The sequence below is a fragment of the Prevotella histicola genome (assembly GCF_055385135.1).
The window spans coordinates 346,316-363,290 of record NZ_AP043794.1; the positions used below are offsets into that span (position 1 = coordinate 346,316).

10 protein-coding genes and 1 tRNA gene are annotated in these 16,975 nt (G+C 45.0%); 4 read left to right on the forward strand and 7 right to left on the reverse strand.

Going from position 1 to position 16,975, the window contains the following annotated elements:
• Positions 1 to 259: 259 nt before the first annotated feature.
• Positions 260 to 344: transfer RNA gene (locus ACZ48L_RS10215), tRNA-Ser, on the reverse strand.
• Positions 345 to 1,142: 798 nt separating this feature from the next.
• Entirely contained in the window at positions 1,143 to 2,081 is a 939-nt protein-coding gene (locus ACZ48L_RS10220) for a ribose-phosphate pyrophosphokinase (RefSeq protein ID WP_025792208.1), read from the reverse strand.
• A gap of 331 nt (positions 2,082 to 2,412) precedes the next feature.
• On the opposite strand from ACZ48L_RS10220, the gene nspC reads away from it, so the two are divergent.
• On the forward strand, positions 2,413 to 3,579 hold the full coding sequence (nspC, locus tag ACZ48L_RS10225) for a carboxynorspermidine decarboxylase (protein ID WP_025792204.1): 1,167 nt from the start codon (positions 2,413 to 2,415) through the stop codon (positions 3,577 to 3,579).
• Positions 3,580 to 3,638: 59 nt separating this feature from the next.
• A complete protein-coding gene (locus tag ACZ48L_RS10230; RefSeq protein WP_025792203.1) occupies positions 3,639 to 4,331 on the forward strand; it encodes a DnaJ domain-containing protein in 693 nt (230 codons plus the stop codon).
• Positions 4,332 to 4,337: 6 nt separating this feature from the next.
• Here the strand turns inward: ACZ48L_RS10230 and crcB are convergent, their stop codons facing one another.
• From crcB to ACZ48L_RS10255, 5 genes are all read right to left on the reverse strand, one after another.
• Positions 4,338 to 4,721 (reverse strand): fluoride efflux transporter CrcB, encoded by a 384-nt coding sequence (gene crcB / locus ACZ48L_RS10235; protein ID WP_008823892.1) that lies wholly within the window; start codon positions 4,719 to 4,721, stop codon positions 4,338 to 4,340.
• Between the two features lie 425 nt (positions 4,722 to 5,146).
• The gene (locus tag ACZ48L_RS10240; protein WP_464722080.1) at positions 5,147 to 7,678 is read right to left on the reverse strand and encodes a DUF5686 and carboxypeptidase-like regulatory domain-containing protein; all 2,532 of its coding nucleotides are present in this window, start codon (positions 7,676 to 7,678) and stop codon (positions 5,147 to 5,149) included.
• 289 nt (positions 7,679 to 7,967) lie between these two features.
• Positions 7,968 to 9,275, reverse strand: a complete 1,308-nt coding sequence (locus ACZ48L_RS10245) for an inositol-3-phosphate synthase (protein WP_025792199.1) — start codon at positions 9,273 to 9,275, stop codon at positions 7,968 to 7,970.
• 53 nt (positions 9,276 to 9,328) lie between these two features.
• The gene (locus tag ACZ48L_RS10250) at positions 9,329 to 11,137 is read right to left on the reverse strand and encodes an HAD-IA family hydrolase (protein ID WP_455099187.1); all 1,809 of its coding nucleotides are present in this window, start codon (positions 11,135 to 11,137) and stop codon (positions 9,329 to 9,331) included.
• A 167-nt stretch (positions 11,138 to 11,304) separates the two neighbouring features.
• Complete coding sequence (locus ACZ48L_RS10255; RefSeq protein WP_464722077.1) at positions 11,305 to 12,828, reverse strand: sugar phosphate nucleotidyltransferase; 1,524 nt, start codon at positions 12,826 to 12,828, stop codon at positions 11,305 to 11,307.
• Positions 12,829 to 13,556: 728 nt separating this feature from the next.
• Between ACZ48L_RS10255 and ACZ48L_RS10260 the strand changes: the two genes are divergently transcribed.
• Together ACZ48L_RS10260 and ACZ48L_RS10265 are read left to right on the forward strand one after the other, a co-directional pair.
• Positions 13,557 to 13,718 (forward strand): hypothetical protein, encoded by a 162-nt coding sequence (locus ACZ48L_RS10260; protein WP_199897301.1) that lies wholly within the window; start codon positions 13,557 to 13,559, stop codon positions 13,716 to 13,718.
• Positions 13,719 to 13,791: 73 nt separating this feature from the next.
• Positions 13,792 to 16,098, forward strand: a complete 2,307-nt coding sequence (locus ACZ48L_RS10265) for a hypothetical protein (protein ID WP_025792197.1) — start codon at positions 13,792 to 13,794, stop codon at positions 16,096 to 16,098.
• Positions 16,099 to 16,975 lie beyond the last annotated feature (877 nt).

Sequence of the window (16,975 nt, forward strand, 5' to 3'; positions counted from 1 at the left end):
ATGATTACTTATTATCCGTAAGAAGAACTGGGTCGGGAGCCCCAGTTCTCTTTGCATTAATCTAATAGTCCATTAAGTCGTCCTTTATAGTGACATATAGATATAAAGCCATTGTAGAGTATTTTGGGAGTATTTACCCCCTCTGTACGTACTCTGACAAGAAGAATAGATATAAAAGAAAAGTATCATAACTACTTGTAGCTATGATACTTACGTTTTTGTTAGGATTTCTCTGTTGGTCTGTTCAGAGTACCTAAAGCGGAGAGAGAGGGATTCGAACCCCCGGTACCTCTCGGTACGACGGTTTTCAAGACCGTTGTAATCGACCACTCTACCATCTCTCCAGAAGGTGTGATTTGTAGTCAACCTGCTTCCTTGTTGAAAGCGAGTGCAAAGTTATGAATAATTATTGAGACTGCAAAATATTTAAAAGAGAAATTTCAGAAGAAATGATTTTCTTCATGATTGAGGTGTATTTCGTGTGCTTTATATTGGATTTTTCATGGCATTCTTATGTGTCTAAAGCAAAGGAGGGGATGTATTCCATGTGCAGTAGGTAGTAATTTCCATGCCATTCGTATGTACCTAAGACAAAGGAAGGCTAGTTATTCCCATGCCATTCTTACATGTCTTAAGCAAAACAAGGGGTGTATGCCATGTGCTCTATATAGGAATTTTCATACTATTCTTACATGTCTCAAGCAAAACAAGGGGTGTATACCATGTGCTCTATATAGGAATTTTCATACTATTCTTACATGTCTCGAGTAAAACAAGGGGTGGATTTCATGTGCTTTATATAGGATTTTCCATGCTATTCTTACGTGCATAAAGCAAAGTGATAACACAAAGACTTTCATAAAGCGAACTTCATAAACACAATTACACCTTAGACAAAAACCATCCTCTACGTGAACTATTCTGAATCATTTTATGATAGATCCTTCTTTCTCTAACGACAAACGATGCTCACAAACACAACATACCGTATGATGATGAACAATCTATAACGTGGGCTATGAGCACAAACACAGGAACAACACACAGCAGATGCCACAGTGAGGAAGAGGCTTCAAAAGGAAAAGAGCTGACCAATAATGGCCAGCTCTTTTGTTAAACAAAAAATGATTGCTATGTCTTTACTATATAAGGTATTGACTTGAAATACTTTCGTTATTAACAACACGCTCGATGGTGTGGGCAAACATATCAGCGACTGATATTTGTTTTACTTTTGAACAGCGATCTGTGTAAGGAATAGAGTCCGTGAAAACGATCTCCTCCAATGCTGAAGCCTCAACACGTTCAGTAGCAGGACCACTCATCACACAGTGTGAGGCGATGGCGCGAACACTCTTTGCGCCAGCCTCTTTCATGATGTCTGCTGCCTTGGTGATGGTACCTGCCGTATCAACCATATCATCAACAATGATGACATTCTTATCTTTCACGTCACCGATGATCTGCATCGTGTCAATAACATTGGCACGTGCACGGGTCTTGTTACACAGAACCAGCGGACAACCCAGATACTTTGCGTATGTATTGGCACGTTTTGAACCACCCACATCAGGACTGGCGATGACGAGATCCTTCAAGTGTAAGCTCTGCACATACGGCAGAAGAACACCACTTGCATAGAGGTGATCAACAGGAACATTGAAGAAACCTTGGATCTGATCAGCATGAAGATCCATCGTCATGAGGCGGTCGATACCTGCTACACTCAGCAAATCAGCCACCAGTTTAGCGCCGATGCTCACACGTGGTTTGTCTTTACGATCCTGACGAGCCCATCCAAAGTAAGGCATTACGGCGATGATGTGCCGTGCAGAAGCACGCTTTGCAGCATCAATCATCAGGAGAAGCTCCATTAGGTTGTCAGAGTTTGGGAAGGTACTCTGCACAAGGAACACGTCTTTACCACGGATACTCTGCTCATAAGAGACTACGAACTCACCATCAGAGAAGCGCGTCATCACAAGATTACCAAGTGGACAGCCAAGGCTGGCACAGATTTTCTCAGCAAGGTATCTCGTCTTTGTTCCGGAGAATACCAAAAAAGAGTTGTTTTCACTCATTTCTTTTAGTTCTTTTTTATTGATAAGGTATGATCTTTATTGCAAATAAATGGCATCACGAAGCAACTCGAAAATCCTGCAATAAGCCGACTTTCCAAGTACTACCTGATGATGAATAAAACGGAATAGGGTACAAATAAAGCGGGGGATAACAACCCTTCGAGACATGGCAACGTGCCCATTTCTCCCCGAAGAACATTCTTTTATCCTTGTCTTCTTCCACAAAAACCGCGGACTTAGTCATAATGACCAGTTTCATGCTTTACTTTATTTGTATTGCAAAGGTAGAGATTATTTCCCAATTCAGCAAATTTTTCCTTATATTTGCACCATGAAAATAAATCCATTAACTTATGCCGAGCTCTCCCGACCAATGTATATACTGGAAGAGCAACGACTCCGAGAAAACCTGAAGCTTATCAGTAACGTAGCGAAAGAGGCTGATGTAGAGATTATTCTGGCGTTCAAGGCGTATGCTTTGTGGCGTACTTTCCCTGTTTTCCGTGAGTTTATCAGTGCCACAACGGCTTCATCACTTTATGAAGCCCGACTTGGATACGAGGAGTTCGGCGCACCCACACATACTTTTTCACCTGGTTATACCGACTATGAGATTGATGACATCGCCCGTTGTTCGTCGCATCTTGTCTTCAATTCGCTCACACAATATGGGCGTTATCACGTCCGTGCACGATTGGAGAACGAGCATCTGAGCATCGGACTGCGTGTCAATCCTGAGTATTCGGAGGTTGAAACACTCATTTATAACCCTTGTGCACCGGGTACAAGGTTTGGTATTTCGAGTGATAAACTACCCACTACGTTGCCAGATGACGTTGATGGCTTCCACATTCACTGTCACTGCGAGAACGGAAGTGATGCTTTCGAGCGCACATTGGAGCATATTGAGGAGAAATTCAGCCCATGGTTCCGTCAACTGAAGTGGATAAACTTCGGTGGAGGACATCTTATGACGCGTAAAGACTATGATGTTCCACGCCTCATCCGCACCCTTAAGGGCTTCCACAAACGTCATCCATGGTTGAAAGTGATACTTGAACCAGGCAGCGCATTCGCTTGGCAGACCGGACCACTTGTCGCTCAGGTGCTCGATATAGTAGAAGATCACGGCATACATACAGCCATTCTCAACGTAAGCTTCAGTTGTCACATGCCCGATTGTCTTGAGATGCCCTACCATCCTACCATCCGTAACGCCCGACTGGCTGATGAAGACGGTGCCGCTCAGGGGCTTCACACCTATCGGCTCGGTGCCAACAGCTGTCTGAGTGGCGACTGGATGGGGTCTTGGACCTTTGATCATGACCTTGAGATTGGAGAGAATATCATCTTCGAAGATATGCTTCATTACACCACAGTGAAGACAACTATGTTCAACGGCATCACCCATCCTTCCATAGCCTTGCTCCATACGGATAACGAACTAGAGATACTTAGGGAATACACCTACGAGGATTACCGTGATAGAATGGACTAATGGCACGCTCTTTGCTATATTTTCATCGAGAAAAACAATAACAAAGGAGAAGAAAATATATGGCATTTATAGACTATTATAAGATATTAGGCGTTGACAAAAACATTCCTCAGAAAGACATTCGGTCGGCTTACAGGAAGCGCGCAAAGCAGTTTCACCCCGACCTTCACCCCAATGACCCTAAGGCAAAGGCAAAGTTCCAGGCGCTAAGTGAGGCTTTCGAGGTGCTTAACGACCCTGAGAAACGAGCAAAATACGACAAATATGGTGAGCAATGGCGCAATGCTGATGCTTACGAACAGGCTGGAGGATTCGGCGGAGGAGCAGCCGGCGGAGGCGGAGGCAGTCCGTTTGAAGGCTTCGACTTCAACAGTTTCGGCGGAGGAGGCGGTGGCTTCAGCAGCTTCTTCCAGGACTTATTCGGTGGCGGAAGGCGTCGTTCACAGGGCTTTAGCACTGGTCAGGCATACGGCAGATCGAACCCTGGGCAGATGGAAGCTACTGTTGGCATCGACATGTACACGGCTCTTCTGGGCGGTGAAGTGGTCATTCAGCTCTCAACAGGTCAGAAACTGAAACTGAAAGTAAAACCTCTGACACAGGGCGGAACGAAGGTTCGCTTGCGTGGAAAGGGTTACGACCGTGGCGATGGTACCTTTGGCGACCTCATCATCACGTATAACGTGAAACTCCCCGATCATCTTTCTGACCATCAGAAGGAACTCCTGGAGCAGATGAGAAGGGAGGGATAAGCCCGTTTATCGTAAACTGATAACGAGCTGTCTGCCTGCCAAAACGGCAAGAAAGCCTAACGCCAATGAGGCGAAAACATACAAGGCGGAGGTGGTAAGACCATCTCCGCCTTTTATTATACCTACATTTTCGTTCATGAACGTAGAGAAAGTGGTGAATCCACCACAGAATCCTGTTGTCAGAAGAAGGCGCACTGCAGGACTGATTCCCCCATTATCGCTTGGCAATGAGGCGAAGATCCCAATCAGAAAACAGCCCAACACGTTCACAACCATCGTCCCTAAAGGGAACGAACCTGCAATGGCAAGCTGCACATACTTTGATATTACCATGCGAAGGCTGCCACCTACGAAACTCCCAACACCTACTAAAAGAATATCTTTAAACATTGTTCTATGATTTTTCCTGTTGTTCTGGACAAGCGGGACAGCTCCCGTCGTCGTCCGACTATACACACTGTTGCGTCCTCTCCTACCCGACTTCTTTCCCCAATCGCGTCAACTGTCATGCCGCACGAAGACGCATCTCAGCTCAAGAAACGGGCTCGATAGCTTACTATGAAATAACCTTACAGTTTTCAAACGCAAATCTCTTCTCCAATCATCTGTTTCCTTTCAAAAACGCCTTGGTAACCTTCTCTTCATCAATCAGTTACAGATAGGCTCGTAAAAGACGTCCTTTTACCCTTCAAAAGGGCGTCTTTTACACGTCAAAAGGGCACCTTTTACATTGCAAAAGGTGCCCTTTTAAGATGCAAAAGGATATGTATTGCCATCCCATCCATGATTTTTCCTTACATTCAAGGCACCCGATCTTAGAACACAAGGTTGAATCCGAACCTTATTCCGTTCTTCGATATGCCCGGCATATGTGTGTATGTGAGGCGTCGAACATAATCAACCTCCAGACATTTGAAGATGTTATGCACCCCCACCACAAGCTCCAGGTAAGGGTCACGGGTCATGATGTTTGTCCCTTCAGGGAACTTATACAGTTCAGGGTCATTGATATTCTTCGGCAAGTAAGGGTTGTTCTTGTCCGTCAAGTGCCCCCACATACCCTTGAAAGCAAAGTATTCACGCCACTTCAGCTTCTTTATCAGTGGCAAACGGTTGAAGAGTTTTCCCTCCAAGTCCCATGCAAGATTGAACTGTGCATAACGGTCGTTGAGGAATTCCAGGCTCTCCATGAGGTTGAAAGTCTCAAGATGCTCAAAGTAAGAGGTGTTCACCGGTGGCGTAATGAGGAACGGGAACGGCACTTTGTTCCATTGTGCACCCGCCTGCAGACGTGTGTCAACATGTCCCCAGCTGCCCAACCAGAAACGTTTATACACTGAAACCTCCGTGAGATTCGTGTTAAAATCACTTCCAAGGAAGTTCTGTATGCCCATAGTGTGGGTTATCTTGAACTCAGGAGCATCGAGATTCACAGCCATTCGTTGCTGTTTCGAGTTGACATAAGACTGTCCCGGACGGTAATCTAGCCCGACAATCAACTCCGTCATGCGCACTTTATCCACCAGAGAGCCATCCATCTTCTCATAGATGAGCTTCCCTGTCGGCACATTACTCTCCGTTCTCAGCTCCACACTGGTAGCCAATCCGTAGTCAGTCTCCCACATGAAGTTCAGCTTCTGTCGGTTGATGAAGGCCATCTTCTCCACTTTCACGGGTCGGAAGGTCATGAAGATGTTGTCTTTATTGTGTACAAGATACTTGTCTGAAGGTGATTCCACATCCTTATTCGACTCAAATGAGAGCGTACGGATAGGGAATTCAATCGGCTGATACTCTGGTTTATTGAACGAATAAGTCACCTTCGCATCGTAATAGCTTCGGTGTGACTTCGTTCCATAGGCATAATAGCCTTCAAAGAACCAGTGTGGATTGAACTTTGCAGTGGTCCTTGCCGATGCACGCAGACGTATCCCATCGACGAAGTTCTTGGAGATAAACGTGTTAACCGGTCCTATGTCCACCTTACTTGGAGTCTTCTCCGATCCTGTTTCGACGAAGTTTTCAATCAAAGCCTTCGATGCAAACATGATCCATTTGAAGTGTTTTGTCTTCGACATGTTCTTGATGAAGGAGTCCATACCAGCCTCACTCTTTGTCAGTTTGGTTGTTCTGTGGTCTGCCCAGAAGTCATTGTCGCGCATCTTAGCAGCTGCATCATACGTGATCTTAGCCTTTCCCTTGAAGAGTTTGTCTGCTATCGGAGCGAAAGAATAGTTGGTAAGCCCCGTTGTTCGTATGACAATGGCATGCTGGAGGAAGTCGGTCACCTTGAGTTCGGCAACCATATTGTCCGTTGTCAATGCCCATTCCCCATTCGGAAGCTTGGTATATTCCTGCTGGAACTTCATGGCATCAACGAAGTTTACACCCGTATTGGCAGGCAACTGCATGTCACATCGCTTCACGTGCAACGAACTATCGTTGAGCACATACAGCTCACCACGGAAACCAAAGTCCTGCTGATTGGCTGGCATAAACTGCAGTCGGATGCACTGATCTTGGTTCACGTAAACCGTATCATCGATATAAAAATGATAGAAAGAGATGGCTGTAGAGCCTATCGGAGAGGGGAATCGTTTCTGAAGTAGGTTAATCTGGTCATCATAAAGGTTGATATCTTTGAAGAGATCCTTCACAACCGTGTTCATCGCTTCGCCCGTTTGAATGAGTTTTGAGATACCTTTCGTTGATTGTCCAAGCACAATGTCCTTCTCATCACGCGGATCTTTGCGGTAAATGTGCTGTGTCAGCGTCTCATCAACAGATATCGGGAGGATGAGTTTATTGTTATACGGACATGTTTCTACCTGATCCAGGAGCCAAGGAGCTTTCTTAAACATGGATCCTTCGAGGTCATCTGGGGTCAGATTGTTGATAGCCATCGTCACCTTCTGGTACTTATCATACTGGTAGAAGTCGTGGTTCTCAAGGTGGGTCTGCTTCTTTGCCGCTATGACACGCCGCATCAGCTCCACCGCGGGATTGTCTTTTCGGGAATACTTATGCCTTCTTTTCGCCTTGACCACCACTCCTTGCAGCTGCTTTGAGTCGGGAACAAGTGAGACGTTCAGCGTCATTGGCGTACTGTCTGTAATCTTTATGCGGCGTGGTTTGTATCCCACTGATGTCACAGTGAGCTGCTCTCCAGCCTGACGGACGATGCTAAAGTGGCCTTCAGCATCCCCTGATGCACCGATTTTCAGCCTTTGATAGAGTGCATTAGCGTACGGAATGCTGTCTCCTGTCTGTGAATCAATGACGTAACACTGCAGCATTGTACTGTCAACTACGGTTGGTTTCGACATTTCTTTCGCTAAAGAATCCATCAACTGCAGTAGAGAATCCTTCTCAATGGCTGCAGTATCTCCCTCAACAGTCATGGAGTCGATCCTCACGGGCAGCGTATCAGCCTTCACAATGACCGAGTCGAGTGGCTGCGCATGAAGAAAGACGGAGGAAAAGAGCAATACCAGACTCACTAATCCTAATGCTCTTCCCCTTCGCCTCTCAGAAAAATTTGAGAGAAATGATATGTTTTGTATCTTTAGTTTCGAATGTATATTCATCTTGTAGTTTAGTTTTAGAATGTGTGGAGGGCTGATATCCTGTCATCCTTTAGTCTATTTCTTCATCAGCCTCATAGCCTCCCATCTCCCTGATGGCATTCTTCAGCATCGTATACTGCTCAAAGAGATTGTTCACAGGCTCCTCTTCACGTGTGTAATCGTGCATCGGACTCTTCAGGAAGAAGCTCAGGAAGCGTTGTATACCGTATCTTCCGGCACGTGCAGCAAGGTCGGACAGCAACGATAAGTCGAGCAATAGCGGTGCTGCAAGGATGGAATCACGACACAGGAAGTTGATTTTTATCTGCATCGGGTAGCCCATCCATCCGAAGATATCAATGTTATCCCATCCTTCTTTGTTGTCATTACGTGGCGGATAGTAATTGATTCGTACCTTATGATAGATGTCTCCGTAGAGATCTGGTTGGTCATCTGCCTTACAGATGGTCTCCAGTGTTGAGAGTTTGCTCACCTCTTTGGTGTGGAAGTTAGCCGGTTCGTCGAGCACTAAGCCGTCTCTATTGCCGAGGATATTGGTTGAGAACCATCCTGCCAAGCCCAGATTACGGGTTTTGATGATAGGTGCAAAGCCCGACTTCACGAGTGTCTGCCCTGTCTTGAAGTCCTTTCCAGCTATCGGCATACGTGTCTTCTCTGCCAATTCCCACATCGCTGGGATGTCAACAGTGGTGTTTGGAGCACCCATAATGAAAGGACATCCTTCCTTCAAGGCGGCATAAGCGTAGCACATAGACGGTGCTATATGTTCCCGATCATCCACCTGCATGGCAGCTTCGAGCATTGCGAGCGTCTTGTGATGGCGTTCATCATAAGGCACATAGATCTCTGTTGATGCTGCCCAGATGACCACTACCCTCTCACATCCGTGTGTTTCTTTGAACTGACGGATGTCTTCCCGCAGCTGTTCCACCATGTCCCAGCGTGTCTTACACTGTTTCACATTGTCGCCATCAAGGCGTTTTGCGTAGTTTTTATCGAACGCTGCCTTCAGAGGTTTGATGCTTTCAAGCTCCTCACGTACGGGTTCTATGTCCTTAGCCTTCAACACTTCGGCATAAACAGTAGCCTGATAGGCGTTCTGTGGATACACATCCCATGTGCCAAAGACAATGTCCTTGAGGTCAGCCAAGGGCACAATGTCTTTGTAATGTAGGTATTTCTTGTCTGATCCGCGCCCAACACGGATCTTATCGTATTGGGTCATGGAGCCAATAGGCTTCGTCAGACCCTTCCTTGTCATCAAAACTCCAGTCATAAAGGTTGTTGCTACGGCACCACAACCAACGACCATGATTCCTAATTTGCCTTCTGCAGGCTTTACGTTCGTATTCTCCATCTTTCGGATTTATGTAGTATCTTATAACGGTTCAAAGGTTATTATATTGCTTTTCAGCCGCTTATTCTTTCTTTTAATTTATCTTTCACAACCAATAATTCGGACAAATCATGGATGATAACGTCTGCTATGCAGTCGGATGGTTCGTCATCTGTCCATCCTTCTCCTTTTATCCATACGGTCTGACAGCCTATGCTGTGTGCCGGAAGGATGTCCTTTGTATAGCTGTCTCCCACAACTACCGCATCACTGGGGCTCACGCCCAACGTCTCTGCAGCCCGTTGGAAGATGTCAGGGTCGGGTTTCCGGACACCAACGACGGCACTCTCGGTCACAGTTTGGAAAAGATTGGACAATCCGAACTCCTTTAATACGACAGACATGTTGCCATAAAAGTTGGTGACTAAACCTAATCTGTGCTGCTGTTTGAGCTGTTGAAGCACATGTTTGTTTGCTTCTATGGTTGTTTTCACCTTATTATATAGGTCTGCCAACAGGCGCGTTTGCATCTTTCTTGCCGTTTCTGCATCCACATTCAACCATCCTTGTGCAGACAGATAATCAAATTCTATCTGCAGTTTTGCCTCTAACATCTGTCGGAAGGTATATTCTTTCTTTATGATGGATTGCTTTCCTAATGTCCTTTCGGCATATACATAGGCTTCACGGAACTGTGCTTCACTAACAGGGATGGCTTGTCTTTCATACCCATGCCACAGCATTTTCCCCCAATGGCAGCCTCCTGTGTCGAGTGTTCCACCAAAGTCGAAGAGGTAAGCCACGCTCTTCTCCCTGTCCGTTGCCCCTTTTTCAGAATTGAAAAGAAGCCTGTTGAGTTCCTCCCGACAGAGTGCTTCGTGCTTCTTATGCATGTAAACGTAAGCCAGATTGAGCAGGGTTACTTCCACAAGGAGGTACACCCACGGACAATTCAGCAGACAAGTGACATAGACAAGGATACCTCTGCAATTGAAAGTCAGCAGATTGGTGAAGGGCATCAAGGGTCTGCTCCCGGCAAGGAAGCGGTCTTTGAGGTCCTGTGGCACCTGTTCAATGCTCCCATATCGGGCTAACAATGCTTTGTGAAAACGTTGGAAGTCGGGCGTGCGATGCTCCTGACTCTTGCAGTAATGCTGGTAATTGAAGTGGAAAGCACGGTCCCAAAAGACGTCTTTCTTCCCTTTCAAGCTTTCCACAATGGCGTGTTCTTTCTCGTAAGAGTCCAACTCCGACCCTGCTCTTCCTTTGAGAAAATAGAGGTGAATCTGCCTGTAATAGTCGCTCAAGGAGCATTGTGGAGAATGGGAAAGGAAGCCTGCCAGGGCTGCTAATGCCAGTCCCCACAGTCCCCAGGACATCGATGTACCGGGTATGGGTTGGTGCCATATACGCAGAACGATGGCAAGATAGATGGCAACGAACCACACATCACCGGCGAAACCATCCAGACAACGTCCCTTCATGGAGCGTTGATTGGTGAGTCGGGCAAGCTGTCCGTCGGTGGAATCACAGAAGTTTGCCAGCATCAGGAGGATGATACCTATTATATTATGTAGGGTATCGGTGAAGTAAAACATCACTCCTGCCCCCACACCAAGGAAGATGGAGAGTATCGTTACGGCATTCGGAGTGACACCAAGGCGGCGCCATAACAGGGCAAAAGCCAGTCCGATGGGACGTGTGAAGTACACATCCAACCACTCTTCCGTATCTTCCGACTTGAAAGAGGCATGGAGAAGGGTGCGGAAAGAGGAGAGGGAGTCTACCTTATAGTCACTTCCTGTCTCGCTCTTCTCCTCTCTCTGCGTGGAGAGGGGAGTGAGATGCTCTGTTGATGATGGTTTATTTGTATCTTTTGTCATTGTCTTACTCGGCGTATGCCCTTATGTTTTAAGGGTTGAAGATGTGTCTTTTATCCTCCATAGGGTTTTGTTTTGGGGATGGAGAGCTATATAAATTGCCTTTAACAGATGGGGTTACGAGTAGTCTGCAGCCGCCTTCCGTTCTCCTATCCGTACATCCTTTCTTCTTAAAAGGACTTGGGACGGCTTTTCCTTATACCGTCCTCTCCCAAGCACATCACCATCTCTTCCCTACATCTTGAGAAGCTGGGCCAGTCGTTAAAGTCGATGATGACATACGTGCCATTGCTCTTGACGATGGCATCACCCCCATAAACGGGCGTTTGAAGCAGACGGGAGAGGTGTTCAGCGTCCTGCTTTAACCGTTCCATGGAGAAGGGATAATGCTGTGCTGTGCCGTTGAGGGCTTCGTCACCGAACTTCGTTTCGCCGTCGTCCGTAGGATAATAACGACGGAAAAAGTCGGCTCCTTCCACACCATAGAACTTCACAAGGTCGCCTGTCACATGTGCCTGGACGACGATATCGGTAACACCTCGCTGCCGAAGGTCGGTCTTTGCCTGTGCTAATGCTTCTTCATCCTTGCAGAAACGAACATCCTCCTTACTCTGTGCAGCACCGTCGCCACGTTTCACCCAGTAGCCATCGGCTCCCGCATCGGGTGGAAGTGGGAGATGATGCATCTGCATCACCTTATTTATATTGCTCCTTTGGCAGGCTCTGACACCTGCTGTGGGGTTGATAACCGTCACACCAGCAGCCTCAAGGGTTGACAACCAGCTTAACGCTGCCTCACTGCGTGCCATGGAATAGACCGTCTTTATCGATGCAGGAAGCTGATAACCTGCCGTTATCTCTTCCTCACTGACAATCGGTGCACCACCTAACTGTCGGCTCAATGCCTGCAGAACGGCTAAGTCTTTGTCCACGGAATGGGGCGAAAAGCACCGTGCGCGTTGTATCAACAGGCACCGACAGCACCGTGATTCAGCCTTTCGGATGTCGGAGGCATGGTCAATGTCGAACACATGGGTGAGCGGATAGGCTTCAACCTGCAGCCCTTCTGCCACCAAAGCACGCTGGAAATTGCGCATGCGGCGCTCTCCCCGTGCTATACAAGCATCCAGAACGGCGAGCGTACGGGGTGTTAACCCGTAGATGCCGGCTGAGATGTACCGACTGTCCGCCTGTGGTGTGTCGTAATATCCCGTGACTTTCATCTGCTCGTCAACGCCCACATAGAGGGGTTTCTCGTCGTCAATGTAATCCGTTACACCCATCAGTGCATCCATCCCCTCGGCTGTCTTGCCACTGAACGTGCGGACGTAACGGGCAAATTCATGCTCATCAAAGATGGTGTCAACGGTGGTCAGCACAAAGGGTTCGTCCCGAAGATACTGGCTTAACACGTGGAAACTGTGCATGGAACTGGGTGTCGACTGAATGACGAAACGCAGGGGCACGGGCTGACCTGATAGTCCTTCGTTCTGAATGTCCACCAGATGGCGTGCCACATCGGTCATGTGCTCGTTGCAGATGACGACAATCTCCGTGGCATGGTTTGCCAGGAAGATGCGCAACAGACGGTCGATGAGACACTCACCGCCCACCTTCACCAATGGTTTCGGGGCTTCCACACCCTCCGCACGCAGGCGTGAACCGTCGCCTGCAGCTATGATTGCGAACTTCACTTGCCTTTCTCTTACGTTTAATGTGTTCTATAATCCAGATGCAAAGATAGGAAAATATTGGGAATAAACAGTATTTATGAGTTATTTGCTGTCGCTGGTCTGCTGAACAATCTATTACGTTTGCCGTTTCGTCTACTGCTTTTGCTTGCCGCTCTCTGCCTGCTATAAAACCAGCATTGACCACCGTCCGCCAGACGCAGGAGAACAGTAAATGTAAAAAGAATTGGTAGTAGGGTTTTCAATAGGTGCTCTTTTGCATTGTAAAAGACGCCCTTTTGCATTGTAAAACATGCCCTTTTACACGGTAAAAGATGCCCTTTTGAAGTGCAAAAGATGCCCTTTTACAAGCCTCTTTGTAACCCTTTGTATCTGAATAGGTTACAAAGGCGGTTTTCAACGGTTTCGGTTCATTTTGCAGACATGAGTCTTTCACATTTTGTAAGATTATTGTCAAATCTGCACAAATTCCTTCTTCGTGAGCATAGAAACCTACAAATATCAGACCATTGTATAGGTATTTTTTTACTATTTAACAAAAAAATTTGTTTGTTTGTATAATTTTCATTACCTTTGCACCCGCATTCGGGATTATAGTACGGTTTCATCGGTGAGATGGACCGCCTATTTTTAATGTGCATTCTTTACACAAGCCACTGTAAACATTGCACCATTAACCTAAAAGAACGATTCCCAAAATAAAAAAAAACAAATATTAAAATCCACAAGAAATGATGAAAAAAGATTATGTAAAGCCTGTATCAGAGGTATTAAGTCTCTATACAGAGGAGCTCATGGAGGGAGGTTTCCATGCTGCAAGTAACCTACATGGAACTATTGAGTCTGGTGAAGACGCAGACGATCCTGAGGAATCTAACCCAACAGCTTTCTAAGATTAAAAGACTATTTTTAAACGTTATGGGATAAAAAGATATCCCAGCACATAATTAAGTATTAAGAAAACAAATGAAGAAATTACTTTATTCATGTATTGCTTTCTGTACATTGGTACTCGCAGGTTGTGCTGACCAAGATGTTGCAGAGACAAATGCGACTAATAACGATGGACCTGGTGTAAAGGTTTCTATGACTATGGAGGGTGAAATGCAGAGCGATGCTGCTGCAGCAACACCTAACAGTCGTGCTATTGGCTATGAAGTAGAGGACAACGATGGTTTCCCAACCGCTAAAGGTCTTTACAATGGTGTTGGAGCAAGTGCACAAGAGCTTGCTACAGGTACAAAAGTTCCTGTTGTGCTTATATTCAAAAGTGATGCCTCAGGGCAGCCTGTAACAAAGGTGAAGACAATGTGGACTTATACACAGGGTGGTAAGTTGACATTGGAACCAAGTGAGACTTTCGAGATGAAAAGCGGTACTAACCTTAGCCAAGGTACATGGTATGTATGTGGTATCTTAGGTGGTGACTTGGACAACACCAACAGCAACGTTAAGTTCGATGGCTTCGTTGATGGTTATACACCAAAAGATAACTCTGGCAACAAGACAACATTTGGTGCAGACATTCCTTATATCTTTGGTTGGCGTAAGTTGGAAACGAACCAAGCAAAGAAAACCATCAAGACTAACCACGCTGTTAAGTTCAAGCAGTTTGGTTCTATCGTACGTTTGAAGGTTACTAACAATACTGGTTTCGGCATCAAATATGATGGTGTTCGTATCATCACAAGTAACATTCTCGTTGGTCAGTTCGACCTAAGCTCATTTGATAATGTCGCAACTTCAGACCTTGCTGATACACAAGATGGCGTCCTCAATGATGCAACATCAAATGATTATAAAAAGGTATTCAAGGCATTTAATTTCACTCAGCGTGCTACTACTGATGCTAAGATAACAAGCTTGGCTTCAACAAATAAGTTTAGCATGCACAATGACCTTAGCTATTACGATTATAAGTTTAATGACTTCGTAACACTTGCAAATGGTAGTTCTGCTACAGGTTATGTATATGTATGGATGGCTCCTAAGCAGCAGACTGTGAATATATACAATAAACAAGAAGGAGTTGGTAGTCCTGTTGAGACAAAACAAATCTCTAAAACACAGTTCATGTTGATGGCAATACCTACAGAGACAAGTGCAGGAAACAAGGTTGTACCAACATCTATCAATATGATACCAGCTTATGGTACACGTGCTGACTATGTGTCAGGTAGAAACTATCCAGCTAAGGGCAGTGTTGTATACAACTTCCCTCCATTGAGCTATATTGCTAAGCATAGCAACTTTGGTACAGAAGCAGAACTGTCAAATGCCGCTACCCAAGATGCTGCACATACAGAGACATATTCATACAGTGAGATAGAGAGTAACGTTAATAACTCTGCAAAGGTTCCTGCTGGTTATATGTTTGCACACCATGAATATTGGCGTAGTATTCTTCCACAGTTCTATGGATTCTCTGGATTCCGTAATAATGGAACTACATATAACTGCTCTATGGGTATAGTATCACCAGCAAGACTACCAGGTTGGAATGAAACGAAACTTGTTTTCCATTCTTACTCTAAGGGTGTAAGAGATAGCCAAGGAAATCTAATAGCTTATATGATTGGTTTGTCAAAGCAACCAGACTATATAAGCAGCACTGTTGAAGGACAAGCTTACCAAGGTTATGCCAAGAATCCTTTAACAAGAGCAAGTTCTGGTGCTTTCGAATCAGCACCATGGATTGATAAGAATGACTATCGTTATGTTATGCGCTGGGAAGACAAGAATGGTAATGCAATTCTTAAACAGCGTTATCTTGGTCCACGCTTTGTACTTGATATGGACGATATAGCAAATGAAGACTTCTGGGCAGCACCAATTACTGGTACATATCCAAATGATGTAGAACGTATTGTTCCTTATACAGGTATATATGATGTTGCAGCAACTCTAGATCCCTCAAAACCTGCTGGTTCAAAAGAAGGACAAACATGGTGGTACTTTAATACTAACACTGTTGGTAAGTGTGCACAATATTGGACACCAGATGATGCACCAGTTGGTGGACGTTATGCAACTCAAGCTCCTAGTGGTGGTGCAATGCAAGATAATGCCCACCAAGCACCAAAGTTGTCTGTAACATTTAGATATTCAGTTGTTGCCGATGATGTAAGTGGATTCTTCAACTGTTATCTTTACACACGTACGCCATTAGAACAGGATCATAAGAAGTCTTATGTAAATGACTCACGATTTGTTGAAGGTCTCATTATGAAGGCTCCTGTTCGTTTATGGAAGACAACTCCATACGCTGATTAATAAATTAATAAGCCAACATTAGAATCTTCTATATAAGATTAGTATCTGTAATTGCTCGAAAGGGCATTACAGATACTTTTTTTATTGTCATATAATTAGCTAAGAGAGCTATAGGAAGAAAGAAAATATATTTCTTTTTTCTTGAAAAATATTTGGAGTTATCAATTCAGTTGCTTATCTTTGCAACCGTTAACGGACGAAAGAATTTAGACAAAACCACTTCCTCATTGGATAAAATCATAATAAATGAGGATAAAACTAAATCCAAATTTAAAAGAACAAGCCTGCAATAAACAAAGAAAATATACAACTTATAGCTGTATTAACAGCGTTATTACTATGACATATTAATACAAACTTGGGGCAAAAACATATGGCTTAGTCACTTATAGGTAAAAGAAAGGATAACAAGATTCGACCCAACACAGCACAAAGCTAAGATATAATGTTGGGCGCTAACAGCTAGTCCTGATTCCACGTGAGTGGAGTCAGGATCTTCTTTTTTATGAAAAGGCAACCCAACAACCATTGTTCTTATCGCTAACAGCGCACGTCCTCAATCTTTTTTCCTGACAAAAAGCACGACAGGCTGCGTGCTTCTTCATCGGGTTCAGCGCCAATGGTTCTGCACTTTGCCATTTGCCGCATTATCCTCTCATACACTTAATTATCAAAGTTGCTGTCACTTCTGTCACGGAAGAAGCACAGATAACGAACTGAATATAAACTATCTAACGCCAAATGTTAAAATGACAGCAACTAAAATGAAAACTATATTAGGGGAAAAGTAGCCCTTCTTTTCCGCTTCCTATCAGTAGATGAAAATGGAATTGACGTGTTTACAAGGAGACAAGGAAAAGCGTTATCACCTAAAAAT

Excerpts from the sequence above, each read along its gene's own strand:
- ACZ48L_RS10265 (WP_025792197.1), top strand. The coding sequence starts at position 13,792 with ATGAAGAAATTACTTTATTCATGTATTGCTTTCTGTACATTGGTACTC.
- nspC (WP_025792204.1), top strand. The coding sequence starts at position 2,413 with ATGAAAATAAATCCATTAACTTATGCCGAGCTCTCCCGACCAATGTAT.
- ACZ48L_RS10245 (WP_025792199.1), bottom strand. The coding sequence starts at position 9,275 with ATGGAGAATACGAACGTAAAGCCTGCAGAAGGCAAATTAGGAATCATG.
- ACZ48L_RS10250 (WP_455099187.1), bottom strand. The coding sequence starts at position 11,137 with ATGACAAAAGATACAAATAAACCATCATCAACAGAGCATCTCACTCCC.
- crcB (WP_008823892.1), bottom strand. The coding sequence starts at position 4,721 with ATGTTTAAAGATATTCTTTTAGTAGGTGTTGGGAGTTTCGTAGGTGGC.
- ACZ48L_RS10220 (WP_025792208.1), bottom strand. The coding sequence starts at position 2,081 with ATGAGTGAAAACAACTCTTTTTTGGTATTCTCCGGAACAAAGACGAGA.
- ACZ48L_RS10240 (WP_464722080.1), bottom strand. The coding sequence starts at position 7,678 with ATGGATTCTTTAGCGAAAGAAATGTCGAAACCAACCGTAGTTGACAGT.
- ACZ48L_RS10260 (WP_199897301.1), top strand. The coding sequence starts at position 13,557 with ATGATGAAAAAAGATTATGTAAAGCCTGTATCAGAGGTATTAAGTCTC.
- ACZ48L_RS10230 (WP_025792203.1), top strand. The coding sequence starts at position 3,639 with ATGGCATTTATAGACTATTATAAGATATTAGGCGTTGACAAAAACATT.